Origin of the sequence: Sinorhizobium sojae CCBAU 05684 (genome assembly GCF_002288525.1) — a bacterium.
Taxonomy (GTDB): domain Bacteria; phylum Pseudomonadota; class Alphaproteobacteria; order Rhizobiales; family Rhizobiaceae; genus Sinorhizobium; species Sinorhizobium sojae.
Genome location: NZ_CP023067.1, coordinates 1,197,492 through 1,221,928, shown reverse-complemented (window position 1 = coordinate 1,221,928; position 24,437 = coordinate 1,197,492). Strand labels below are relative to the sequence as shown.

Sequence of the window (24,437 nt, the reverse complement as noted above, 5' to 3'; positions counted from 1 at the left end):
ACCAAGTCAGGAAGTCAACTGCTCTCATGCGCATCCGCTTTCGTATTTTTCTCAGAACGGCCTTGGCGATCGCACTCGCCGGCGCCGGTGCGGAGAGAGCATTGGCAGAAGATGCGACCGACGCCTTCAAGAGCTTCCCGTCGATTTCGGGAAGCCGCAAGATGCCGAAGCTGACGGGCTTCAACACGATCGTCACCGATCCGACCCAGAGCGGTGACCTGAAGGACGTGAAGCTGGAAGCATTGCTGACGACAGAAGGCCCCGCGGTCGAATCAGGCCTGACTTGGCGCGTCTTCAGCCCCATTCCCGGCAGCGACGGAAAGCTTCCGCTGCTTGCCACGTCCGAAGGCGGCTCCACGGCCTTCAATCTTGTGCCGGGCGAATATTTCGTCAATGTCGCCTTCGGTCGCGCCGGCGCGACTCGCAAGATCCGCGTGCCGGAACAGGGCACGCTCGACAAACAGGTGCTGGTACTCGACGCCGGTGGCGTCATGCTGAACGCCGTTTCCGGCAGCGATGTACGCATTCCGCCGAGTGAACTCAGCTTTTCGATTTATTCCTCCGACGTGAAGGAAGATGGCGAGCGCGCGCTGATCGTCGCCGATGTCAAACCCAACACGGTGGTGCGTCTCAGCGCCGGAACCTACCACGTGGTTTCGGACTACGGCTCGGTCAATGCAGTGATCCGCGCCGATATCCAGATAGAGGCCGGCAAGCTTACGGAAGCAACGATCCAGCACCGCGCCGCGAAACTCACCTTGAAGCTCGTCTCGGAGCCGGGCGGCGAGGCGATCGCCGATACCGCCTGGTCGATCCTGACCTCATCCGGCGACGTCGTCAGCGAAAGCGTCGGCGCCTTTCCAACCCTCGTCCTCGCTGAAGGCGGCTATACGGCCGTGGCGCGCAACAAAGACAAGATCTACCAGCGCGACTTCACCGTTAAGGCCGGCGTCAATACGGATGTGGAAGTGCTGTTGCACGGCACCGACGCGCCCGATGACCGAAGCGCAGGATTGAACCTTACGGAATTCGAGTGACGCTACGGAGGGGCGTGCGTTAGCAATCGGCCCGTACCGGATTTTCGGAAAGCTCGATGCGCAAATTCAAAGAGTTACAGCGACCTCTGTGCGCCTGAAAAGACGCGCGGCGCTGTAGGTCAGCCCTTATACCTGCGGCGGCAGACTCTGACCGATCAAATAGGGCGGCCGGCGAATCCTTCGCCGGCCGCCCTGATTCCGAGATAACGTTCTCCGAGATAGCGTTCTTGGAAAAACGTCCCCGTCTTCAGCGGCGGCCGTTCCTCTCGGCGCGGCGCTTCAGGTCCGGGGCCATCGCTTCGGACGAGAGCGAGGCGACCGCCTCATCCAGCGACATCGGCGTCTGCGCCTGAGAGCCGAGCCGTCGGATGTTCACCGAGCGCTCCTCTGCTTCCCGCTTTCCGCAGACGACGATCACCGGAACCTTCGTCACCGAATGTTCGCGGACCTTGTAGTTGATCTTCTCGTTGCGGAAATCGGTCTCGACGGTAAGCCCCGCCTCACGCAGTCGCGCCGCGACCTCGCGGCCGTATTCGTCCGCTTCCGAGGTGATCGTCGCGACCACCACCTGCAAGGGCGAGATCCAGAGCGGCATGTGGCCGGCGAAATTCTCGAGCAGGATGCCGAGGAAACGCTCCATCGAGCCGCAGATGGCGCGATGGATCATCACCGGCTGGCGCTTCTCCGATTCGCTGTCGATATAAAAGGCACCGAAGCGTTCCGGCAGGTTGAAGTCGACCTGCGTCGTTCCGCACTGCCATTCACGGCCGATTGCGTCCTTCAGCGTATATTCGAACTTCGGCCCGTAGAAGGCGCCCTCGCCCGGCAGGATGTCGGTCTTGATGCGGCCTTCCGACTGTGCCTCGATGGTCTTCAGCACGTCGGTCATCACCGCTTCGGCGCGGTCCCAGAGCTCGTCGGAGCCGACGCGCTTTTCCGGCCGAGTCGAGAGCTTGACGACGATCTCCTTGAATCCGAAGTCCTCATAGACCGAGAGGATCAGATCGTTGATCTTCAGGCATTCCGCCGCCATCTGCTCGTCCGTGCAGAAGATATGCGCGTCGTCCTGGGTGAAGCCGCGCACGCGCATGAGCCCATGCAGCGCGCCGGATGGCTCGTACCGATGCACGGCGCCGAATTCGGCGAGACGCACGGGCAGTTCGCGATAGGACTTCAGCCCATGCTTGAAGATCTGGATATGGCCCGGGCAGTTCATCGGCTTCAGCGCAAACACGCGGTCGTCGTCCGTATCGTCACCGGCGACCGTCACCTTGAACATGTTGTCGCGATACCAGCCCCAGTGGCCGGACGTCTCCCAGAGCGACTTGTCGAGCACCTGCGGCGCGTTGACCTCCTGGTAGTCGCCCTCGAGCCTACGGCGCATATAGGAGACGAGGCTCTGGAACACGCGCCAGCCCTTGCCGTGCCAGAAGACGACGCCGGGGCCCTCCTCCTGGAAATGGAAGAGGTCCATCTCGCGGCCGAGCCGGCGATGGTCGCGCTTCTCGGCTTCGGCAAGCACATGCAGATACTGGTCCAGCTCCTCTTGCGAATGCCAGGCGGTGCCGTAGATGCGTGTCAGCATCGGATTGTTGCTGTCGCCGCGCCAATAGGCGCCCGCCACCTTCATGAGCTTGAAGGCCGTGCCGACCTGTCCGGTGGAGGCCATGTGCGGACCGCGGCAAAGATCGAACCACTCGCCCTGGTGATAGATCTTCACGTCCTGGTCTTCGGGGATCGCATCGACGAGCTCGACCTTGTAGGTCTCGCCCTTGGCGGCAAAGACCTCCTTCGCCTTCTCGCGCGACCAGACCTCCTTGGTGAAAGCCTTGTTGCGCGCGATGATCTCCCTCATCTTCTTCTCGATGACCGGCAGGTCGTCGGGCGTGAAGGGTTCGTTTTTCGCGAAGTCGTAATAGAAGCCGTTTTCGATAACGGGACCGATGGTGACCTGCGTTCCGGGCCACAATTCCTGGACGGCCTCCGCCATGACATGCGCCGCATCATGGCGGATCAGCTCCAGCGCGCGCTTGTCTTCGCGCGTGACGATTTCGATCCTGCCTGCGCTCACGGCGTCCGACAGGTCGCGCAGCTCGCCGTCCAGCGCGATCGCCACGGCCTTCTTGGCGAGCGACTTCGATATCGACTCGGCGACGTCCCGGCCAGTCGTGCCGGCGGCGAATTCACGTACGGAGCCATCAGGGAAAGTGAGGGAAACGGAATGCGACATCATCATCTCCTATCCAGTCCCGCCAACGAATGCGGGTGGTGTGGTTGCCCGGATGGACCGGTAAATTGAAGCGGGCCTGATAAAGGTTTTTGGCAATGGAGTAAAGGCGTCGGGCCGTTCACTGGGCCAACATGGCGCCGAGCCGTCTGACCGTGTTCCAGTTGCGTATCGTCCCGACGCCCAAGCGTCTCGTCGTCAGTACGCCGAGCAGTTTCGATTCGCTTGCCTGGCCTTGGAAGTCGACCCAGAGATCGCCGCCAACGAGTTCCACGCGTTCGCCCTTCAAACAGTATGCCCGGAGGTCATCGAGCACGGCGCGCGACAACGGCACGCGCATGACCCGGACGTGAACGTGCGTCGGATCATCCTCGGCGGCGGTCGCGAAGGGATTGCCGGCGGCCAGGCGCAGCCAATCGTCGGCCAAGCGCACGATGATGTCCACATGGCGCCCGAAGGTCGCCGCGAAGGCCGATTCGAGCTTGGCTTCGATTTCCGCAGGCGACCTCTCCGGCGCGCTGAACACCAGGTTGCCCGTTGAGACGAGCGTCCGCGGCGCGAGGTAGCCGAGCTGTTCCACCATTGCCCGCAAATCGGCCATCACCACGCGGCGGCCCTCGCCGAGTACGATGCTGTGGAGCAAGGCAACATAGTTGTTCATCCGCTCATCCACTCACGCCCGCCAGAAGTCGACGGCTCCCTCCGGCAGCCGCGCGAGAGCGCGGTCGAGCACCGCCTCATCCACGTTGCGGCGCAGCGCCGCGGCAACGTCTGCGATCGCCGTATCGGGGGACACGTTATGATCGCCGCGGAAGGCCTGCACCTCGCGGGTCATGGCGAGACGGCCGGAGAACGGCACGATCGGCTCTTCGAGATCCCAGTCGTCGATGAAGATCGCCCGCAGAACCGGCGGCAGCGCGTTGGCAAACAGCAACGCATCGGACATCTCGAGGCGCCGGCGAAAGGTCTGAAGCACCGCCTGCACCATCGTGTAGGCCTGGTTGGTCGTCTGGAGTGCGGCGATGTCGCGTGCGTCCAGGATGAAGCGCTCGAAATCGGCGGACGCCTTCCGGTACTCCATCGGGATCGTCACTCGTCATGCCTCCTTGCGATGCCGCTGAAAATAGCGCCACGGCATGTACCAGCGCTGGCGCGGCGCGAGCGTGTCCGGCACCGGATCGAAACCATGCGTCCCGCCCGGGCCACAGCGCACGACCCGGAAAAGCGTCAGCCAACCGCCAGCCCAGAGGCCATGCCGTGCAATTGCCTCGAAACCATATTCGGAGCAGGTCGGCAGATGACGGCAGGAACTGCCGATGAAGCTCGACAGCGTCAGCTGATAGATGCGGATCACCCCCATGCCGAGGAGTCGCCCGGGCGTCTTGCGGAACGGCCCGGACCAATTCCGCCCCCTGCCGCCAGGGACATCCCGCCCGGCCGGAACCTGCTCATGCTTGGAATGGGTACACATAGGTCAGACCGCGGCCGCGAGCCGCTTTGTCTCGATCTGGCCGATCGCATCGATGACCGCATCGAAGGTCAGCATCGTCGAGGCATGGCGGGCCTTGTAGTCGCGGACCGGCATCAGGAAGCGCATGTCCTCGAAGCGGCCCGACGGCCCCTCGCCATCGGCTTTGAGCATTTCCAGCATATCATGGCGGGCCTTGCGAATCTCATCCGCCTTCGCCCCCACGACTTGGCGCGCCATGATCGAGGACGAGGCCTGCCCCAATGCGCAGGCCTTGACGTCATGGGCGAAGTCGGTGACGACCTCGCCGTCCATCTTCAGCCACACCCTCACCTTCGACCCGCAGAGCTTCGAATGCGCCGCAGCTTCCGCATCCGCATCGGTGAGCATTCCGATGCGCGGAATGTTGCCGGCGAACTCGAGAATCCGACTGTTGTAAATGTCATCCATCATTTGACGCGATCCGACTGATTTTTCGCGGTTTTGGGTAATCGGCGCATGATTTTCTCCGGTAGAGGGGAAAAAAGCACGGCGTGGCGTGCCCAACCTCTTTCATCCATGTGGCACCATACTATATGCTATGTCGTGTTGGGGTGACAGTTCCGCAAGGGGATAAGTGTCGCCTGTTGTTTGGGAAACCGTGCCGGACGGTCCAGTGCACTGCTAAGCCAGGACCCGAAAGCCCCGGAGCCCGCCAACGGAACCCAAGCCTGCAGGGTTAGGCGAATGGCCAATGGCGAGTTGTCCGAAAGGTAAAACGTCAGCAATCTCGCATTGCTTGTAAAAGGGGCCATATGGACGCCATCGTAAAAAATTTCCCTGTGCTCGACGACACCAGCGATCGCCCGACACAGAAGGAAGCCGAGGAAGCCGTTCGCGTATTGTTGCGCTGGGCGGGAGAAGACCCGACCCGTGAAGGACTGAGGGATACGCCTCAGCGCGTCGTCAAGTCCTATCGCGAGATCTTCGGAGGCTACGACCTCGTTGCCGAGGACGTGCTCGGCCGGACCTTCGAAGAGGTCTCCGGCTACGACGATATCGTGCTCGAGAAGGACATTCCGTTCTATTCGCACTGCGAACATCACATGGTGCCGATCATCGGCAAGGCGCATGTCGCATATCTGCCGAACGGGCGGGTGCTTGGCCTTTCCAAAATCGCCCGCGCCGTCGACATCTATGCCCGCCGCCTGCAGACGCAGGAGGCGATGACAGCGCAAATCGCCCGCGCCATCGACGAAACGCTCGCGCCCCGCGGCGTGGCGGTGATGATCGAGGCCGAGCACCTGTGCATGGCGATGCGCGGCGTCAAGAAGCATGGCGCGACGACGCTCACGACCACCTTCACCGGCGCCTTCAAGACCGAACCGGCCGAACAGGCACGCTTCATGACCCTGTTGAGGGGCTTCAAGTAAGCCCCCTTGCCGCCGTCCCTTCGAGGGATGGCGGCACTTCGAAACTGCTACAGCGCCGCGCGTGCGCCTGAATGGGCGTGCCGCGCTGTAAGGAGTCCCTTGCCGATGCCGCTCACTTTCGCCCCTCCCCCAAAAGACAAGGTCGAGCTCGAAACGGGCTCGGCCTTCACTCCGCGCTTCGACGAGAAGGGGCTGGTGACGGCCGTCGTAACGGACGCCCTTGACGGCGTATTGCTGATGGTCGCTCACATGAATGCCGAGGCGCTGGCGCTGACGATTGATACCGGTGTCGCCCATTATTACAGCCGCTCGCGCAACCGCCTGTGGAAGAAGGGCGAGAGCTCAGGCAACCTGCAGACGGTCAAGGAGATCCGGACCGATTGCGACCAGGACGCCGTCTGGCTGAAGGTCACGGTCGCCGGCCACGATGCCACCTGCCATACCGGGCGCCGTTCCTGCTTCTACCGCACGGTCGGCGTTGAGGAGGGCAAGGCGACGGCGTCGATCGACGACGACCACAGGCACTTCGATCCGGCCGACATCTACGGCCAGAGATAGGCCCGTGGCAGGCATGCGCATTTTCTTGCTTCACTTCCGTGCTATATTCATTTTTTAGCAACCAAACGGGCGCCTAATCATTATTGATGCAAGCGGTTCCCGCAGTCACTGTAGCGAACCGAAATGTATTGCAGGCTGTATCCAATGTTTACCGGGCTCGCCGCAGGCGCGACAGGTTCGGTGTTATAAATCTCTTGTGGTGCCAGTCTTTCAGCGATGAATTCAGACAAGACCGGCATCGTCGCCGGCTTGGCAGGGCTTCCTAACAAGACGCGCGCTTTGGGTGATCTGTTCGGCCTTGGAGGTGCCGGATGTTGAACTGGACATTTACGCGCAGCAACCAGTTGACCGACCTTTCCGGCCCGCATGGAACATCACTGACGACTACCCCTCCGGAACCGATGCCTCAACCGGCAAAACCGAGGATTGCGATCGCGCTCGGCGGCGGCGCGGCCCGCGGCTGGGCCCATATCGGCGTGTTACGGGCGCTGGACGAGGAAGGCATCGAGATCGGCATGATCGCCGGAACTTCGATCGGTGCCCTCGTCGGCGGCTGTTATCTCGCCGGGAAACTCGACGAGCTGGAAAGCTTCGCCCGATCGCTCACGGTGCGCCGCATCGCCGGCCTGCTCGATTTCGCGATCGGAGGCGGCGGCTTGTTCGGCGGTTTGCGGCTCACCAAGCGCATGCAGGAGCATCTGCAGGATCTCAGCATCGAGTCTCTGGACCGTCCCTTCGTTGCCGTCGCGACAGAGGTTCACAGCGGCCACGAGGTATGGCTCGAGAAGGGCGCGCTCATCACCGCCATTCGCGCCTCCTATGCGCTGCCGGGCATTTTCGAGCCGATCCATGCCAATGGCCGCACGCTGATCGACGGGGCGCTGGTCAACCCCGTGCCCGTTTCGGTCTGCCGTGCCCACGAGCAGCAGTTGGTGGTCGCGGTCAACCTGAACTACGATCTCTATGGCCGCTCTGCCGTCGTCAAGCATAATGCCGGCATGGAAACCCCGGACGAGCCTGCCAGGGCGAACGGGCACCAATCGGTGCGCCTCGGCATGACCACCGCCATGGTCCAGGCGTTCAACATCATTCAGGATCGCATCTCCCGCGCACGACTCGCCGGCGATCCGCCGGATCTCGCCCTCCACCCGAAGCTGAACGACATAGGGCTTTCGGAGTTTCATCGCGCCGGCGAAGCGATCGATCGCGGTTACCAGGAAGCGAAGGCTAGACTGACCGAAATCCGGCGCATGCAGGAAGCTCTGATCCGCTGACCGGCGTACCTGCCGCAGACCCACACGAGTTGAAGCATGCTTCAGCGGCCTTCGCGCCGCGGAGCGAGGGGCGGCCCGTCGCCGCCCCCGCCTCTTTACCCTGCGATATAGGCCTTGATCTCTTCGGTTTCGCGCTCCATGGCACGAATGTGGTATTTGACCACGTCACCGATCGATATGATGCCGGCGAGACGCCCCTCCATTTCCACGGGCAGATGGCGCGCACGCAATTTGCTCATCATTTCCATGAGCGTCTGAACGGTCATCTCCTCGCGGCAGCAATAGACATTTTCCCACATCACGGACGAAACCCGCTGATGGAGACAGGGGGCGCCGTATTTTGCAATCGCGGCGACGATGTCGCGTTCTGTGATAATACCGACGATCCGATCGTCCGCATCGAGGACGACGACGGCGCCGATATGATTGTCATGCAGAAAAGTCGCCGCTTCCTGCACCGTCACCTGCGGCGTGACGGTCACGACGTTGCGGCCTTTTTCGTTGAGGATTGCTCGTACTGACATGCACACATCTCCCGTTACGATCATGCCGGGCAGACGGAATGAGATCCCGGCCGTATCGATCCGACGCACGCCTGCCAATCGCGCAAGAAGGTCGCGATCACATCCATGCAGCCGGCCGCAGAACCGTCCCATTTCCGACGCCGCGCGTTTCGCACCCCTCCTGCGCGAAGCCGCACCGGACGCCCGGCCTTCAGCGGCCGCCGCACCGTGGATGCCGGCGACCGTCACGAATGGTGCTCCGGCAGGCTCGGGAAATCAAGCCTCGCCGCAGCTGCCCCTATGCTCTTTGCAAGCGCAGGCCATCACGAAGCTTCCCGCGTTGAAACAAAGCATAGGTTTTGCGGTCGGCTGCAGGAGATCTCCTGCGGCGTCTCCAAGTGAACGAAAACTGGCCAATCCTGACCAAGTGGCGTAAAAATAAAGGGGACATCGATGCCGGGATCCTGCATCCCGCATTAGCTTCGCTCACAAAGGAGCACGAAGCGAGGAGGAGGATGATGTGTGGAACAAAACATGAACAATATCACCGCGGGGAAGCCCGCACGGGCAAGGACGCTCGCATCACCAGAAGGACCTTTGTCGCGGCTGGCAGCGCGCTCGGCGTAGCCACGGCGGTCGCCCCTTGGGTCATCACGAGCGCCAGGGCCCAAGACAAGACTCTCAGGATTCTGCAATGGAGCCATTTCGTACCCTCGTACGACACCTGGTTCGATGCTTTTGCCAAGAAATGGGGGGAAGAGAACGGCGTTCAGGTGAGCGTGGATTACATCAACATCGCCGATCTTGCCGCGACGACCGCCTCGGAGATTTCGGCCGGCTCCGGCCACCACCTGATCGAACTGGGGCCGGAGGCCGCCCAGTTCGAGCCGAGCCTGATCGACATGGCGGACATCAACCAGGAGATGGCCAGCAGATACGGCAAGCCTTTCGGCGTTGCCGAGCGGGTGAGCTACAACCCGGTGACGAAGAAGCACTACGCCTTCTGTCACGGATGGACGATCGATCCCGGCGATTACCGGAAATCACTCTGGGAGAAGGCGGGCATGGCCGACGGACCGGTAACCTGGGAAGACCTCTTGAATGTCGGAGCGAAGATCAAGGACGAGCAGGGCGTGCAAGTGGGCATCGGGCTGTCGCAGGAAATCGATTCCAACATGGCCGCACGCGCCGTGCTGTGGTCTTTCGATACGTCGCTGCAGGACGAGGACGGCACTATCGTTCTCGACCAGGGTGAGAACCTGAAGCGGACCATCGATGCCGTGAAATATATGAAGTCCCTTTACGACAGGGCCCTGACGCCCGAGGTATTCTCGTGGAATGCGGCCTCCAACAACCAGGCGCTGATTGCCGGCCGCGCCTCCTACATTCTGAACTCGATATCGGCCTACCGCTCGGCCCAGGAAGCTCGGCCCGACATCGCCAAGGACATCTTCTTCACACCGGCTCTGAAGGGACCCGGCGGCACTGGCTGGGGCAATGTCCACGTCCTGTACAACTATGTGATTCCCGCCTTCGCCGGGGACAGTGCCGACACGGCCAAGCAGTTCATCGCACACCTGGTCGCGAACTACGACGAGGCCATGTACCAGAGCAAGCTCTACAATTCGCCGAGCTTCCCGGAAGCGCCGATCGCGAGCGGCCAGCGCAGCTATCCTGCGGTGTCCGAAGCGAAGTCCCTGAACGACCTCACCGAGGCGTGGTTCGAGAATGATCCCTTCAAGCTGGAGGACGAGGCCGAAGGCAAGCTCAGGGTGCTGAAATCCGCTGCCGAGTGGACGACCAATCTAGGCCATCCCGGCTACGCCAATCCGGCCATCGGCGAGGTCTTCAGTACCTTCGTGATCCCCAACATGATGGCGAATGTTGCGCGCGGGCAAATCGCGCCGGAAGAGGCGGTCAAGGATGCGGCGGCCCAGATCCGCAAGGTCTTCGAGGCCTGGCGTAAGCGCGGACTGGTCCAGGGCGGCTGATCCGTGAAAGGCTGGCCCCCGGCCAGGGGCCAGCCCTGTTTCCGACCGCGGGACAGGAGAAAGGCAGTGGCTACTCTCGAGACGCGCGACCTTCATACCTACTTCGGCCAGGTCAGGGCGGTGGACGGCGTCGATCTCGACGTGAAAGACGGCGAGTTCATCGTCCTGCTTGGCGCATCCGGTTCCGGCAAGACCACCTTGATGCGGACGATCGCGGGCCTGGAAAGGCCCACATCGGGCGAGGTCTATATAGGCGGGCGGCTTGCGAACCGCCTGCCTCCAAAGACCCGCAACATTGCCATGGTCTTTCAGAGTTATGCCCTCTACCCCCACAAGACGGCATACAGGAACATCGCCTTCCCGCTGCAGGCTTTGCGCATGCCGACGGACAAAATCCGCTCCCGCGTGTCCTGGGCGGCCAATCTTTTGAGCATCGGCCATCTTTTGGATCGGAAGCCGCGGGCACTCTCCGGAGGCGAGCGCCAGCGGGTCGCTCTGGCACGGGCGCTGGTGCGAGAGCCGGCGATCTTTCTGATGGACGAACCGCTGTCCAATCTCGACGCCAAGCTGCGTCATTCTGCACGCCGGGAACTGAAGCGCCTGCACAGGGAGACGGGCGTGACCACCATCTACGTCACCCACGACCAGGTGGAGGCCATGGGTCTCGGTGAGCGGGTGGCGGTGATGAATGCCGGCCGTATCGAGCAGATCGGCGCGCCGCTCGATATCTACCGCAACCCCGTCAACACGTTCGTGGCTCAATTCATGGGGTCACCGCCTATGAATCTCGTTCTGCGCAACGGAACGCTGATCGGTTTCCATGCGGAAGACTTTTTCCCGCGCGGCCGGGGGCCGGGTTCGGGAGACATGGAGCAGCTGACATTCCGCGTTGTCCAGGTCGAGGAGCTCGGTAGCGAAGTCCTGGTGTATGGCTACGTCGCCGAGGACGAGAGAGAGCCGCCGCCGGAGGTGCTCGCGACGTTGCCGACGGCGCTGGTGAGTGGCTATATCGCGGAAGGAGCCGAATACCCCTTTGAGGTTCCGCACCGAGCCATACGCCGCTTCGATCCGGCAACGGGTCTGAGAGAGGACTGAGCGATGGCGACAGGGGTTCTGGAGGAATACGGAACGCGGCAGCGGCTGCTCAACTCCGACAGGCTGCTCGCCGGCGCCCTCATCGCGCCCGCCATCATCTACATCGTGGCGCTGATGGGCGTGCCGTTTGTCCTTTCCATCTATTACAGCTTGAGCGACGTCACGACCGGCGGAACGGATGCCCCCTTCGTGGGGTTGGCGAATTTCCGCGCGTTGGTCGGCGATCCGACCTTTCAGCAGACGCTTTACAACACCTTCCTGCTGTCCGGCATGACGCTCCTGGTCGTGCTTGTGCTCGGCACGATCCAGGCGGAACTCCTGATAAGGTCGTTCCGCGGCAAGTGGCTGGTGCGGTTTCTCATTCTGCTGCCGTGGACAGCGCCGGTCTCGCTCAGCGTGATCGGGTGGCTGTGGATGTTCGATTCCATTTTCAGCCCCATCGACTGGTCTCTTCGCGAGGCGGGGCTGCTTGGGCATCCGGGGGCGTTGCTCGGCCCGGCCACCAATCTATACTGGCTCGGCAGCGGGGGGCTGCCCATGGCCTCCATTATCCTGGTGAATGTCTGGCGTATCCTGCCGCTCGGCACCGTGATCGTCCTCGCCGGCCTCAATTCCATCCCCCGGGAGGTCGAGGAACAGGCGCTCATCGACGGGGCGGGCTATTTCCGGCGCCTGTTTCAGATAACCTTGCCGATGATGCTGCCCATCTTCGGCATCGCCGTTCTCTTCACTTTCGTGTTCACCTTCACCGACATGGTGCTGGTCTACATTCTCACCCGCGGCGGCCCTGCCAATTCCACCCACGTGCTGACCACCCTCGCCTTCTTCACCGGCGTTCAGGGTGGCTCCCTGGGACAGGGCGCTGCGGTTGCGCTTTTCATGTTTCCGGTGCTGACGGCATTGTCGGCCATCGTCCTGCTGCTCATCCGCCGGCGGGAGGTTTGACGCATGGATGTCCGGGCGCAATCGAAGCGGGCTGGTTGGCGTATGGGGGCCCATATGGGGATCGGGCTGTTCACGCTGTTCTCGGCACTTCCCTTCTATGTGATGCTGATCACCGCCTTCAAGCGCGAGTCGGACCTCTACGACCCGCAGAACAATCCGTTCTGGTTCACTGAGCCGCCGACCATGGCCAACCTCGATCTTCTGTTCGGCAGCACCAAGTTCCTGACCTGGCTCCTCAACTCTTTCCTGGTGGGCGCCCTCGTCGTCGTCATCACACTGGTTCTGGTTATTCCCGCCGCCTATAGCCTTGCTCGCCTCGCCGGCCGGTGGGGCGAAACGCTCGGCATAGGCATCTTCCTCACCTATCTGGTTCCGCCGACGCTCTTGTTCTTGCCGTTCGCCAAGGTGATGGCCTTCCTCGAGCTGCAAAATTCGCTATGGGCGCTGGTTGTGGCCTATCCGACCTTCACCGTGCCGTTTTGCACCTGGCTCATGCTCGGCTTCTTCAAGGCGATACCGAGGGACATCGAGGAGCAGGCCATGGTCGACGGATATGGCCGGCTCGGAGCGTTCGTCTATGCGGTTCTGCCGCTTGCCGTTCCGGGCATCCTCACGGTCGTCGTATTCGCCTTTACCCTGTCGACCAGCGAATTCATCTATGCGCTGGCCTTCGTGCAGAACTCGGTGCAGAAGACGGTGAGCATTGGCGTGCCCTCCGAACTGGTGAGGGGCGACGTGTTCCGTTGGGGATCGCTGCTCGCCGGCGCCTTGATCGCCAGTATCCCGGTTTCGATCCTTTATACGCTCTTCATAGACCAGTTCGTGGCCGGGCTTACCGCACTCGCCAAGTGACACCCCAAGTGCTTCGCCGGTGCGGTGCGCAGCCTTGAGGCCGGGGCGGTTACACCGAGTCGCGCACCCTTTCCCAGGCGTTCACCAGATGCCGGCCCAGCACTTCCGACAGCTTGGCCTGGTCGCGGGCTTCGAGCGCGGCGATCATTTCCTCGTGCTCGGCGACGGCGGCGGCCCATTTGTCGGGACCTTCATGGCCGATGAAGCGGATGCGCTTCAGCCGCGTCTGCAACACGCCATGCATGTCGGCGAGAGCGGCGTTGCCGGAAAGCTGGGCGACCGCGGTGTGGATCTGCTGGTTGAGCTTGTAGTATTGCAGCCGGTCTCCCGCCTGATAGCGCTGCACCATTTCGTCGTGCAATGCCCGCACCTCGGCTATTCCGGCATCGCTCGCCGCATCGCAGGCAAGCCTGCCGGCGAGCTCTTCGAGCGCCTGCAATACAGTCAGCATGTCCTTCACGTCCTTGGCACTGAAGCGCTTGACGACCGCGCCGCGGCTCGGGACGAGTTCGACGAGACCTTCGCTCGCCAGATATTTGATCGCCTCACGAAGCGGCGTGCGCGATACGCCGAGTTGCTCGCCGAGTTGGCCCTCATGCAGGCGCGTGCCCGGGGGCAAATCGCCCTCAATGATCATGTCGCGCAGATGATTCACCAGCGTGTCGTGCAGCGCCGTGCGCCGGATCGGGCCGGGCCCGCCTTTGGGCCGTCGCTCCAGTGATGTGACTTCGTTCATTTTTCCCGTTCTGCTTTTCCCCCGGCGAACCGGTGCCACGACCACCCTGAATCAGCGGTATTTCATTCAAGCATGGAGGCAGGCTCTATAATCGTCAATAAGAAAATGCTGCATACAGAATACAAAAGACTTGATGCAGAATGCTGAATGGCATATTTGATCAACACAGACATGAAGGCGGAGGATTTCAATGACTGCTGAAGCGAAGGGGGGGCGTCCTGTCATCGCGCTCGCCATGGGAGATCCGGCGGGGATCAGCCCGGAACTGACGGCGCACCTGCTCGCGCTCGGCGACGTCCGCGAAGCGGCGCATATTATTGCCGTCGGCGACCGCCGCATCCTGAACCAAGGTGCAAAGGCGGCCGGTATTGCGCTCGATCTGGAGGAATCTTCGCTGGAGACGCTGGACAAGGCGGACACATCCCGTCATGTCTTCGTCGATCTTGCCCATCTCGACCCGGCCGATGTCATCAACGGCGAGGCGACGCTTGCGGGCGGCGCCTTTGCGACCCGCAATTTCCGCATAGCGCTCGAACTCGCGCATGCCGGCAAGGCCAGCGCCGTCTGCTTCACGCCATTTAACAAGCAGGCGATGCGTTATGCCTATCCAGGCTACGATGATGAAATCCGTTTCGTCGCCGATGTGCTTTCCTTTTCCGGCAAGGTCCGCGAGTTCAACGTGCTCGAGAAGATCTGGAACGCGCGGGTAACGTCGCACATTCCCCTCTCGCAAGTGGCGTCCAGCCTTACCGTGGATGGAATACTCTCAGAGCTCGAATTGACGCGGAATTGCCTGAAGGACGCCGGCTATAACGAGCCGAAGATCGCGGTTGCGGGGCTCAATCCGCATGCCGGCGACGGCGGCAGCTTCGGCATGGAGGAGATCGAGATCATCGAGCCCGCCGTGGAACAGGCAAAAGCACTCGGTTTCAATGTCGAAGGGCCGTTCCCCGCCGATACTGTCTTCGTTCGGGCATTGAAGGAAGGCTTCAATGCGGTGCTCACCATGTATCACGACCAGGGCCAGATCGCCATGAAGCTCCTGGGCTTCGACAAGGGAGTGACGATGATGGGCGGGTTGCCGTTTCCGCTCTGCACGCCGGCGCATGGCACGGCCTACGATATCGCCGGCAAGGGAATCGCCGATGTCGGCGCCAGCCGCGAGGCAATCCTGCTTGCGGCTCGCATGGCGAAGAAGAAGGCCGCGCTCTCTGCGGCAGCCTGACTTCGCGCGTTTTTCTAGCGATGCCGGCGTCACGGGAGGTGTTGCGCCGGATTGAACTCAACGGGAGGAACAGACATGAAGAAATCCATTTCCATAGCGTACATCACGGCAGCCATGCTCGGTGTGGCCTGGCCGGCTTCGGCCTTCGAGCCGAACCGTCCGGTCGAATTCGTGGTCACCGCCGGCCCGGGTGGCGGCACCGACATTTTCGCGCGCACCATTCAGGCGATTATTGCCAAGTACGAGTTGATGAAGGCGCCGGTGGTCGTCACCAACAAGGGGAGCGCCGGCGGTGCCGAAGGCTTCGTTTATACGGCCAGCCATGAGGGCGACGCCCATAAGCTCGCCTTCGGTACGAACAATGCCTACCTGCTGCCGGTTCGCGCCAAGGTGCCCTACAAGGCGGAAGACCTAACGCCCGTTGCGGCACTCGCCGCCGACGAATTCATTCTCTGGGTCAATGGCAAGGCCGATTACGGGACAGCTGCCGAATTCGTCGCCAAGGCAAAGGAAGGCCGTTTGAAGATCGGCGGCAGCCAATCGAAGGATGTCGACCAGATCCTGACCTCGATGATCAACGATGCCACCGGTGCGAATATCAACTACATCCCGTTCAAGAGCGGCGGCGAAGCGGCCGTCCAGCTTGCCGGCGGGCATCTCGATGCCAATGTCAACAACCCAAGCGAAAACCTGGGCCAGTGGCAGGCCGGCATGGTCAAGCCGCTCTGCGTCTTCAAGAGCGTGAAGCTTGCGAGCAAGACCAAGGTGATCGGGGACAAGGGCTGGAGCAACATTCCGACCTGCAAGGAAGCGGGCATTCCGATCGACAATTATAATATGCCGCGCACCGTGTGGCTTCCGGCCGGCGTCGATCAGGATGTGGTCCAATTCTACGCCGAGCTCCTGCGCAAGGTCTCCGAAACGCCGGAATGGGAGAAATACCTCGCAGACAGCTCGCAGTCGCCGGCATATCTCAGCGGGGATAAACTCAAGGAAGCGATCGAGACGGACGAAGCCTCCGTCAGCGAAGTGCTGAAGCGCGAAGGTTGGCTCGCCAACTGACCGACGGCGCCTGGTGCGCCATGGAGCCGGAATGGGTAGAGCGGCTCGCCGCTTTGCCCGACCGCTCCCCTCTTGAGAGGTTACGACCATGAGCGACAACAGTGCAAATGGGGTATCCCGCTTCGCGGTGGAGCTCGGCATGGCAGGCCTGACTGGCGCTTTCGGCGCGGCAGTCTGCTACGGCTCGATCGATGTTGGCGCCGGCTGGACCGACATGGGGCCGGATGCCGGATACTTCCCCTTCTATGTCGGCCTGCTCATTGTTCTTGGCAGCCTCGTCAACGCAGTCCAGGCTTTCGTGAAACATCGCAGCGCCGGAGAGATCTTCATCGACTTGGCGCGACTGAAGGTGGTTGGCTCCTTCCTGCTACCGCTTCTGGCCTTCGCCGCAATTTCCGCCTGGCTCGGTCTTTACGTCGGGACGGCGCTCTACATCGCCGCGACGACGTTTTTACAAGGGCGCTACAAATGGTGGATCGCCCTGCCGGCGGGCATCGGCGTTTCGCTCTTTTTCTTCATCGTTTTCGAGATCGGCTTCCAGGTTCCGCTGCTCAAGGGACCCGTAGAGGCCTGGCTCGGGCTCTACTGACCCGTCGGCTTGCGCCGACTGCGGGGAGGAATGACAATGGAAAATATCGGTCTTCTGATCGATGGCTTCGGCCACATCCTCAGCTGGAACAACATCCTGCTGATGATGCTGGGGGTGACGCTCGGTATCCTCGTCGGCGTATTGCCGGGGCTTGGAGCGCCGAATGGCGTATCGCTCTTGCTGCCGCTCACCTTCTCGATGGATCCGATCTCGGCGATCATCCTGCTCTCCTGCATGTACTGGGGCGCACTTTTCGGCGGCTCGACCACATCGATCCTGTTCAATATCCCGGGTGAACCGTCATCCGTCGCCACAACCTTCGACGGCTATCCGATGGCGAAGGCCGGGCACGCAAGTCGGGCGCTTACGCTCGCCTTCGTCTCCGCCGGCCTAGGCGCCCTCGCCGGCGTGGTCATGATTACGCTGCTCTCCGGTTGGGTGGCGAATTTCGCGCTACGCTTCTCCTCGCCGGAATATTTCGCAGTCTATTTCCTCGCTTTCGCGAGCTTCATCTCCATGGGAGCGCAGGCGCCCTTCAAGACGCTCGTGTCGATGATGCTTGGTTTTGCGCTCGCCTCGATCGGAATGGACACGATCTCCGGCAATCTACGACTTACCTTCGACATTCCCGAACTGATCAAGGGCATAAGCTTCCTGATTGCCGTCATGGGACTCTTCGGCATCGGCGAGCTCCTGCTCACGAGCGAAGAAGGCTTGCGCTTCGACGGCATCAGGGCGCGCGTGAAGCTTGCCGAGATCGGCCGCACACTGGTGGAGATCCCGCGCTACTGGCTGACGATCGCCCGTTCGACGATCATCGGTATCTGGATGGGGATCACGCCTGCAGGGCCGACTGCGGCCTCCTTCATGAGTTACGGCGTCGCGCGGCGTTCGGCGCGCGACAAGTCGCAGTTCGGCAAGGGCGATCCCCGTGGGGTGGTCGCACCGGAGACGGCCGACCATTCCGCCGGCACCTCTGCGCTTCTGCCGATGCTAGCCCTCGGCGTGCCGGGTTCTGCAACCGCGGCTGTGATGATGGGCGGGCTCATGATCTGGGGCCTGACACCCGGCCCGATGCTCTTCACCGACCGACCCGATTTCGTCTGGGGACTGATCGCCTCGATGTATCTCGGCAACGTCGTCGCCGTCTTCCTGGTGATCGCAACCGTACCGCTCTACGCCTCGATCCTGCGCGTGCCTTTCTCGATCATCGGGCCGATCATCGTCTCAGTGATCTTTTCGGGCGCCTATCAGGTTGCGAACTCCATCTCTGATGTCTTTCTGGTGATCGGATTCGGTCTCCTGGGCTACATCTTCAAGAAGCTCGAATACCCGCTGGCGCCGCTCGTGCTCGCTATGGTGCTCGGCGACAAGGCGGAAGATGCCTTTCGGCAGTCGATGCTGATGTCCGGAGGCAGCCTCGACATCTTCTGGTCGAATGGCCTGGTCTCCGTGCTGATGACGCTGGGGCTGGCGCTTCTTCTCTCCCCCCTCGCCGCCTGGCTGATCGGAACGCTGCGCGGACGCAAGCACGACGTGGCGGCACGGCACGGCGACGGCAACGCGGCGACCTGAAGCACCCGCCCGCAAACACCATCCAATTTTTGAAGGAGCTCGTGATGGCGCCACGCAAATGGAACCGCGGCAACTGGCCGATTGCGGCTGCGATGATCCAGTACCCGAACACACTGGCGGACGGGCGCTCGGTTCAGGACCAGTCGGTCGAGGAATGGTTCGCAACACTTGCCGATATCGTCGATGCCGGTTTTACCGAGCTCGATCCAACGGACAGCTGGATCCGCCTGGCAGACCTTTCCTCCGGCAGGCTCGATCAGTTCCTGGCACTGACGCGGTCCCTGGGACTGGCTATTCCGGCGATCTCCACCGCGCGTCGCAGCGTCATCGATCCCGAACATGGCGGGTCGCATCTCGCCTATGGCCACCGGGTAATCGACACCGCGGCTGCGATCGGCGCAGGTTCGGTGTCCTTCGGCCTCTTTGGCCCGTTGACGGACGCGCAAAAGAAGACCCTGTGGTTCTGGACAGTCGACGGTGTGAAAAATCCCGACGATGCCGCGACGTGGCAGAAGGCGGTGTCGCGCATACGCGAGCTCGGGCGCCATGCGGAAGAGCTCGGGATCGAACTCGCCTTGGAGATGTACGAGGACACCTATCTCGGGACGGCAGAAAGTTCGGTCCGCTTCGTCGAGGAAGTGGGCCTCGCCAATGTCGGGATCAATGCCGATCTCGGCAATCTCATCCGCCTGCACCGGCCGGTGGAACACTGGATGGAGATGATGGCGAAGGTTGCGCCCTACGCCAAGTACTGGCACGTCAAGAATTACACCCGCATGGAGGATGAGGCCTCGGGCGTCATCGTCACCCACCCCGCCCCGCTCGAATACGGCCTCATCAATTACCGTGCGGCTATCCGCATGGCCTTGGCGCATGGGTTCGAGAGCCCCTTCCTCTGCGAGCATTACGGCGGCGACGGCCTCTCCGTCAGCGCTGCAAACCGCGATTACCTGAGGCGCATCCTGCCTCGCGAACAGGGACATTGATGCAATGACCACGATCTTTGACGCTCCGGAAGACTTCGCCACCAGTGCGCTCGCCGGTTTCTGCGCGATCTATGCGCGGAACGTTCGCCCCGTGAAGGGCGGCGTCATCCGCTCAACCCAGGTACCGAACGGCAAGGTCGCCGTCGTGGTCGGAGGCGGCTCCGGGCACTATCCGGCCTTTGCAGGCTATGTCGGACCGGGTCTTGCGGACGCGGCGGTCGCCGGCGATGTCTTCGCCTCACCCTCGACGGCCGCCGTCGCGCGCGTATGCCGCCATGCGGACCAGGGCGGCGGCGTGCTGCTCGGCTTCGGCAATTACGCGGGCGACGTCTTGAACTTCGGACTGGCGGCCGAGAGGCTTCGCTCCGAGGGCATCGACGTGCGCGTGCTGCATGTGACCGATGATGTAGCGAGCGCGTCCGTCGAGGTGCGGGCCAAGCGCCGCGGCATTGCCGGCGACCTCGTCGTCTTCAAGGTCGCAGGTGCCGCGGCGGAGGCCGGCAAGTCGCTCGACGAAGTCGAGCGACTGGCGCGCCTCGCCAACGACCGGACGGTCTCGTTCGGCGTCGCCTTCGGCGGCTGCACTCTGCCGGGCGCAACCGGCCCACTCTTCACCGTACCGACGGGCCAGATGGCGCTCGGTCTCGGCATCCATGGAGAACCCGGCATCAGCGAAGAGAAGGTCGCGACGGCGAGCGATCTTGCCAGGCTCTTGACCGGCAAACTGCTTGCGGAGCGACCGGCAGGCACGAAAAAGGTGGCAGCGGTCCTGAATGGCCTGGGCTCGACCAAATACGAGGAACTCTTCGTGCTTTGGACGGCGATTGCCAAGGAGCTGGCGCGGGCGGGTCTCGAGGTAGTCGACCCCGAATGCGGTGAATTCGTCACCAGTCTCGACATGCAGGGCTGTTCGCTCACGCTTCTTTGGCTCAATGACGAGTTGGAAGCGCTCTGGCGCGCGCCCTGCGATGCGCCGGTCCTGCGCAAGGGTACGATCATTGCCGCCCAGCAAGCGACCGACTTTTTCATTGACGTCGATGGACCTTTGACCTTCGAACCCGCCTCCGAGGCATCGCAAGAGAGTGGCAGATGTATCGCGCGGCTGATCGACAGCATCGCCAACGCGCTGAAGGAAGCGGAGGACGAACTCGGACGCATCGATGCCTTTGCTGGCGATGGCGATCATGGTCAGGGCATGCGCCGCGGCTCGGCTGCTGCGGTCGACGCCGCAAAGGCTGCGGTTACCGCAGGTGCGGGGGCGGCTAGCGTGCTGGCCGCGGCGGGCGACGCCTGGGCTGATCGCGCCGGCGGCACGTCCGGCGCCATCTGGGGCCTGGCGCTGCGATCCTGGAGCCAGGCCTTCAGCGACGACGTGGAGGTGAGCGACGCGTCGATCGTGAGGGGTGCCCGGCTGGCGCTCGACGGCGTCACCCGCCTCGGCGGCGCCCGCGTCGGCGACAAGACGCTGGTCGACGCGCTGGTACCCTTTGTCGAAACGCTGGAGCGGGAGGCCGATGCGGGCAAGTCGCTCGTCGAAGCTTGGAGCGCGGCGGCAAAGGCGGCACAGGAGGCAGCCGATGCGACGTCCGCTCTGGAGCCGAAACTCGGGCGCGCCCGGCCTCTGGCGGAGAAGAGCATCGGCCATCCGGATGCCGGGGCGATTTCGCTTGCGCTGACGGCTCGTGCCGCCCTGCAATTCCTGAAGGAGCCCAATATCTTGCTGACCGGCAGCGAGACTTCGGAAGAACACGCGGCCGCCCTCGCCGATGCCCACAATCGGAAAGCGGCAGGCCAGGCATGAGCAAGTCGGGGCTTTGGGTTGGCACCAGTTGGAAGATGAACAAGACCTTGGCGGAGGCAACGGCCTTCGCCGAGGGCCTCGCTGCCGCCGATGCGGCGCGCGACGTCCGCGTCCACCGCTTTGTCATTCCGCCATTCACGGCGGTCCGGCAAGTGAAGGAGAAGCTGAAGGCGACGAGCGTCAAGGTCGGCGCACAAAACATGCACTGGGAGGATGCCGGCGCCTGGACCGGCGAAATCTCACCGCTGATGTTGAAGGACTGTGGCCTCGACATCGTCGAACTCGGCCACAGCGAACGCCGCGCACATTTCGGCGAGACCGATCGCACCGTTGGCTTGAAAACGGTGGCTGCGGTCCGGCACGGGCTCATTCCGTTAATCTGCATCGGCGAGACGCTCGCCGAACGTCAGGCCGGCGAGGCCGATCACGTGCTTTGTCGCCAGGTCGAGGCCGCATTCGCGCTTCTCGACGGCGCTGCGAAGGCGGCGCCGGTGCTGCTCGCCTACGAACCGGTCTGGGCAATCGGCGCTGAGGGGGTTCCAGCCACCGCCGACTATGCCGAAGAGCGCCACAGGCGGATAGCCGAGGTGGCAGAGGCGACGCTCGGCGTCACCGTCCCGGTTCTCTACGGCGGCAGCGTCAATCCCGGGAACTGCGAGGAATTGATCGTGCAACCTCACATCGGCGGTCTGTTTATCGGCCGTGCCGCATGGGACGTCCGCGGCTACCTCGACATTCTGCAGCAGGTTTCCAGGGCGATCTGAGAAGCCATTCGATGGATGTCTTGAACAAGTGTTGAAAGGAAACACCCGGTGAAAATCGCAATCGGAGCAGACAGTGCCGGCAAGCCGTTGCTCGACGTTATCGCCGCCCATCTCGCTGGCCGGAGTCATCTTCAGGTCAGGGATCTCAGCCAGGCGGGCTATTACGCCGAATTGTCACAGAACCTGGCGAGGACGATCGCGGTCGGCGAAAACGACCGTGGCATCCTGATCTGCGGAACCGGCATCGGCGTTTGCATCTCGGCGAACAAAGTCCCCGGCATTCGCGCGGCCTTGACCCACGATACCTATTCGGCCGAAAGGGCCGCGAAGTCGAACAACGCGCAGATCATCACCATGGGTGCCCGCGTCATAGGACCGGAACTGGCGAAATCGATCGTCGATATCTGGCTTGCCGCCGAATTCGACCCGAGCGGGCCGTCGGCAGCCAATGTCCAGGCGATCGACCGGCTCGACGCCGCGAAATAGGCAGGCAACTTCCGGCCGCCCGATGGGCTCCCGCAGGCCGGCGTCACGCTGCGCTTGTGCATGAAACTGCCGGCAGTCTCAGCGGCGCGGGTCGAACCATCCGAACAGGAAGAAGCCGAACAGGAAGCCGCCGATATGCGCTTCCCAGGCGATGCTGCCCATGCCGCCCGCGGAAAACAAACCGAGGCCGACCAGGAAATTGGTGAGGAACCAGATGCCGGTGAAGACCAGGGCCGACCGATTGGCAAGGGTCTCCGTCAGCGAAAGCCGGCGGTTGAGATGCGCGAACTGGCGGCTGATGCGCCCGCTCGGCGAAAACACGAATCGCACCGCCGCGCCCATGAAGCCGGAGACGACCCCCGAAGCGCCGACCACAATGGCCAGCTCCCCCCAATGGAACACCACGTGCAGGGCGACGGATGCTGCCGCCGCGAGGCACCAGAAGGCAGCCAGGCGTGCAGGCCCGATACGCCGTACGACTGGCGCGCCGAAGGCGACCATCCAGAAGATGTTGAAGATCAGGTGCTCCCAACTCCCGTGGAGAAAGGAATAGGTCACAGGCGTCCACAACCAGGCGAGCCCCTGGGTGTCGAGCGGAATCGTGTAGCGCACCGGGAGGAAGGCAAAGTTGAGGATCAACTCCTCGTCGACTGCGGCGGACAGGACATAGGTCCGCAACGCATGCACCGTAACGAGGAAGAGAAGAATGCCGGTCAGGCTCGCCGGAAGATTGAAGGCAGGCTCGCGACGGCGTTCGGCCGCACTCTCGGCATCCGCTTCGACCGGCGTTGCCGACTGATCTCGTTCCATGGCTTCTCTTCCTATCAATGCGCGGCCCGCCTGCGACCGGAGTTGCGGCAATGGCGCTGCTTGGAGGGCAGCAAAGGCATAAGCAAAGGAAAAAAGGCCGTCCAGCAAAAAAGCTGAACGGCCTGACCCAATCACCGGGCTCCAATCGATGTGCCGAAGCAACGCTTCGTGAAGTGATGGACAAGCAATGCCAACACGCCGCCGCGCACGCAATCTAAACTAATCGTTAACCTTAATTTCCGCGTGGCACGAAAATCGCTTCGTTCTCCGTAGGATCACGCCTGAGGCGCTCGGCTGTATCGAATTGAAACAGCACGCCGCCCACGTCATGAGGACACAAGGGCATGCGCAGCAAAACGTCCATTGAGCTGTTCCGTTATTGGAACGCAACTCGGGGCGATCGCAACCTCCCCCGACGCGACGAAATCGCGCCCGGTGACATTCGGTCGCTGCTACCAGACGTCTTTATCCTGCAGAGGCGGCCTGACGGCACCATTCGCTTCCGACTCGCCGGCACCCGCATCTGCACGCTTTTCGGGGGCGAGTTGCGCGATCAGCCGTTTTCAGCGCTCTGGCAGGAGGCGGAAGGGGCGGAGATCGACGAGGTCGCCGGGCGGGTGATGGCGGAATGCTCGCCAATGCTCCTTACCGCCTTCTGTAGGACGGCCGCTGGCGAGACGCTCGACCTGGAGCTGCTGCTTGCACCCCTCGCCTCCGCGGACGGCAAGAATGACCGGCTGCTCGGAGCCTTGTCGCCGCTGACACGCCCTCAATGGTTGCGTATGTCGCCAATAACCGCACTCATCACAACCGACCTCCGCGTTCTCCCTCCCCTCAGCGACATGTCACGCAACGACGTGGACGTTCACCCTGCCGCCACGAGCGTCGGAGTCGTGGACGGGCGTCGCCGGACGCTGCAGTTGCGTGTCCTCAATGGCGACCGCCGCGATTAAATCGGTACAGAATCGCTTCAGCGACCAACCTTCTATTAACCGGCTAGGGCTATACTAGCGCGTGTAAGGATACGTCGATCGCAGAGTG

The 24,437-nt window shown here is 62.5% G+C and carries 26 protein-coding genes; 18 read left to right on the top strand and 8 right to left on the bottom strand.

Features of this window, described 5'->3' with window-relative positions; translation table 11 throughout:
- Window positions 1-26: 26 nt before the first annotated feature.
- On the top strand, window positions 27-1,037 hold the full coding sequence (locus SJ05684_RS06065; RefSeq protein ID WP_034854725.1) for an RgsD C-terminal domain-containing protein: 1,011 nt from the start codon (window positions 27-29) through the stop codon (window positions 1,035-1,037).
- A gap of 247 nt (window positions 1,038-1,284) precedes the next feature.
- Here the strand turns inward: SJ05684_RS06065 and thrS are convergent, their stop codons facing one another.
- From thrS to SJ05684_RS06040, 5 genes are all read right to left on the bottom strand, one after another.
- Window positions 1,285-3,267, bottom strand: coding sequence for a threonine--tRNA ligase (gene thrS, locus SJ05684_RS06060; protein WP_034854726.1), 1,983 nt, complete (start codon window positions 3,265-3,267; stop codon window positions 1,285-1,287).
- A 118-nt stretch (window positions 3,268-3,385) separates the two neighbouring features.
- Window positions 3,386-3,925 carry a DUF1697 domain-containing protein gene (locus SJ05684_RS06055; protein ID WP_034854772.1) on the bottom strand — a complete coding sequence of 180 codons (540 nt, stop codon included), beginning with the start codon at window positions 3,923-3,925 and terminating at the stop codon, window positions 3,386-3,388.
- Between the two features lie 12 nt (window positions 3,926-3,937).
- Entirely contained in the window at window positions 3,938-4,345 is a 408-nt protein-coding gene (locus SJ05684_RS06050; protein ID WP_034854727.1) for a DUF2267 domain-containing protein, read from the bottom strand.
- Window positions 4,346-4,360: 15 nt separating this feature from the next.
- A complete protein-coding gene (yidD, locus tag SJ05684_RS06045) occupies window positions 4,361-4,735 on the bottom strand; it encodes a membrane protein insertion efficiency factor YidD (RefSeq protein ID WP_034854728.1) in 375 nt (124 codons plus the stop codon).
- Window positions 4,736-4,738: 3 nt separating this feature from the next.
- Window positions 4,739-5,185, bottom strand: a complete 447-nt coding sequence (locus SJ05684_RS06040; RefSeq protein ID WP_083846132.1) for an iron-sulfur cluster assembly scaffold protein — start codon at window positions 5,183-5,185, stop codon at window positions 4,739-4,741.
- 341 nt (window positions 5,186-5,526) lie between these two features.
- Between SJ05684_RS06040 and folE the strand changes: the two genes are divergently transcribed.
- The 3 genes from folE (at window position 5,527) to SJ05684_RS06025 (ending at window position 7,976) form a co-directional block, all read left to right on the top strand.
- Window positions 5,527-6,144 carry a GTP cyclohydrolase I FolE gene (gene folE, locus SJ05684_RS06035; RefSeq protein ID WP_034854729.1) on the top strand — a complete coding sequence of 206 codons (618 nt, stop codon included), beginning with the start codon at window positions 5,527-5,529 and terminating at the stop codon, window positions 6,142-6,144.
- 105 nt (window positions 6,145-6,249) lie between these two features.
- Window positions 6,250-6,702 (top strand): phosphoribosyl-AMP cyclohydrolase, encoded by a 453-nt coding sequence (gene hisI / locus SJ05684_RS06030; RefSeq protein WP_034854730.1) that lies wholly within the window; start codon window positions 6,250-6,252, stop codon window positions 6,700-6,702.
- A 311-nt stretch (window positions 6,703-7,013) separates the two neighbouring features.
- Window positions 7,014-7,976, top strand: coding sequence for a patatin-like phospholipase family protein (locus SJ05684_RS06025; RefSeq protein ID WP_034854731.1), 963 nt, complete (start codon window positions 7,014-7,016; stop codon window positions 7,974-7,976).
- Window positions 7,977-8,071: 95 nt separating this feature from the next.
- Here the strand turns inward: SJ05684_RS06025 and SJ05684_RS06020 are convergent, their stop codons facing one another.
- Window positions 8,072-8,500, bottom strand: coding sequence for a CBS domain-containing protein (locus tag SJ05684_RS06020; protein WP_034854774.1), 429 nt, complete (start codon window positions 8,498-8,500; stop codon window positions 8,072-8,074).
- Window positions 8,501-8,997: 497 nt separating this feature from the next.
- Here SJ05684_RS06020 and SJ05684_RS06015 point away from each other — a divergent pair, with 497 nt between their 5' ends.
- The 4 genes from SJ05684_RS06015 to SJ05684_RS06000 all read left to right on the top strand — a co-directional run bounded on the left by SJ05684_RS06015 (window position 8,998) and on the right by SJ05684_RS06000 (window position 13,362).
- The gene (locus SJ05684_RS06015) at window positions 8,998-10,470 is read left to right on the top strand and encodes an ABC transporter substrate-binding protein (RefSeq protein WP_050980000.1); all 1,473 of its coding nucleotides are present in this window, start codon (window positions 8,998-9,000) and stop codon (window positions 10,468-10,470) included.
- Window positions 10,471-10,536: 66 nt separating this feature from the next.
- A complete protein-coding gene (locus SJ05684_RS06010; protein WP_034854732.1) occupies window positions 10,537-11,565 on the top strand; it encodes an ABC transporter ATP-binding protein in 1,029 nt (342 codons plus the stop codon).
- A 3-nt stretch (window positions 11,566-11,568) separates the two neighbouring features.
- A complete protein-coding gene (locus SJ05684_RS06005) occupies window positions 11,569-12,510 on the top strand; it encodes a carbohydrate ABC transporter permease (RefSeq protein ID WP_050980001.1) in 942 nt (313 codons plus the stop codon).
- A 3-nt stretch (window positions 12,511-12,513) separates the two neighbouring features.
- The gene (locus SJ05684_RS06000; protein ID WP_034854733.1) at window positions 12,514-13,362 is read left to right on the top strand and encodes a carbohydrate ABC transporter permease; all 849 of its coding nucleotides are present in this window, start codon (window positions 12,514-12,516) and stop codon (window positions 13,360-13,362) included.
- A 49-nt stretch (window positions 13,363-13,411) separates the two neighbouring features.
- Here the strand turns inward: SJ05684_RS06000 and SJ05684_RS05995 are convergent, their stop codons facing one another.
- A complete protein-coding gene (locus SJ05684_RS05995; RefSeq protein WP_034854734.1) occupies window positions 13,412-14,098 on the bottom strand; it encodes a GntR family transcriptional regulator in 687 nt (228 codons plus the stop codon).
- Window positions 14,099-14,288: 190 nt separating this feature from the next.
- On the opposite strand from SJ05684_RS05995, the gene SJ05684_RS05990 reads away from it, so the two are divergent.
- The 8 genes from SJ05684_RS05990 (at window position 14,289) to derI (ending at window position 22,586) form a co-directional block, all read left to right on the top strand.
- Complete coding sequence (locus SJ05684_RS05990) at window positions 14,289-15,323, top strand: 4-hydroxythreonine-4-phosphate dehydrogenase PdxA (RefSeq protein ID WP_034854735.1); 1,035 nt, start codon at window positions 14,289-14,291, stop codon at window positions 15,321-15,323.
- 75 nt (window positions 15,324-15,398) lie between these two features.
- Entirely contained in the window at window positions 15,399-16,385 is a 987-nt protein-coding gene (locus SJ05684_RS05985) for a tripartite tricarboxylate transporter substrate binding protein (protein ID WP_034854736.1), read from the top strand.
- 88 nt (window positions 16,386-16,473) lie between these two features.
- Window positions 16,474-16,974, top strand: a complete 501-nt coding sequence (locus SJ05684_RS05980; RefSeq protein WP_034854737.1) for a tripartite tricarboxylate transporter TctB family protein — start codon at window positions 16,474-16,476, stop codon at window positions 16,972-16,974.
- Window positions 16,975-17,010: 36 nt separating this feature from the next.
- Complete coding sequence (locus SJ05684_RS05975) at window positions 17,011-18,549, top strand: tripartite tricarboxylate transporter permease (RefSeq protein ID WP_095694220.1); 1,539 nt, start codon at window positions 17,011-17,013, stop codon at window positions 18,547-18,549.
- 44 nt (window positions 18,550-18,593) lie between these two features.
- Complete coding sequence (locus tag SJ05684_RS05970) at window positions 18,594-19,535, top strand: sugar phosphate isomerase/epimerase family protein (protein ID WP_034854739.1); 942 nt, start codon at window positions 18,594-18,596, stop codon at window positions 19,533-19,535.
- A 4-nt stretch (window positions 19,536-19,539) separates the two neighbouring features.
- Window positions 19,540-21,336 (top strand): dihydroxyacetone kinase family protein, encoded by a 1,797-nt coding sequence (locus SJ05684_RS05965; protein ID WP_083846134.1) that lies wholly within the window; start codon window positions 19,540-19,542, stop codon window positions 21,334-21,336.
- Window positions 21,333-22,100 (top strand): triose-phosphate isomerase, encoded by a 768-nt coding sequence (locus tag SJ05684_RS05960; protein ID WP_034854740.1) that lies wholly within the window; start codon window positions 21,333-21,335, stop codon window positions 22,098-22,100. The genes SJ05684_RS05965 and SJ05684_RS05960 overlap by 4 nt, the downstream gene beginning before the upstream one ends.
- Before the next feature lie 48 nt (window positions 22,101-22,148).
- Window positions 22,149-22,586 (top strand): D-erythrulose-4-phosphate isomerase, encoded by a 438-nt coding sequence (derI, locus tag SJ05684_RS05955; protein WP_034854741.1) that lies wholly within the window; start codon window positions 22,149-22,151, stop codon window positions 22,584-22,586.
- Window positions 22,587-22,664: 78 nt separating this feature from the next.
- Here the strand turns inward: derI and SJ05684_RS05950 are convergent, their stop codons facing one another.
- A complete protein-coding gene (locus SJ05684_RS05950; protein WP_034854742.1) occupies window positions 22,665-23,396 on the bottom strand; it encodes a rhomboid family intramembrane serine protease in 732 nt (243 codons plus the stop codon).
- Between the two features lie 50 nt (window positions 23,397-23,446).
- On the opposite strand from SJ05684_RS05950, the gene SJ05684_RS29530 reads away from it, so the two are divergent.
- Entirely contained in the window at window positions 23,447-23,614 is a 168-nt protein-coding gene (locus tag SJ05684_RS29530; RefSeq protein ID WP_157211975.1) for a hypothetical protein, read from the top strand.
- A gap of 126 nt (window positions 23,615-23,740) precedes the next feature.
- Complete coding sequence (locus SJ05684_RS05945; RefSeq protein WP_095694219.1) at window positions 23,741-24,349, top strand: PAS domain-containing protein; 609 nt, start codon at window positions 23,741-23,743, stop codon at window positions 24,347-24,349.
- Window positions 24,350-24,437: the final 88 nt, after the last annotated feature.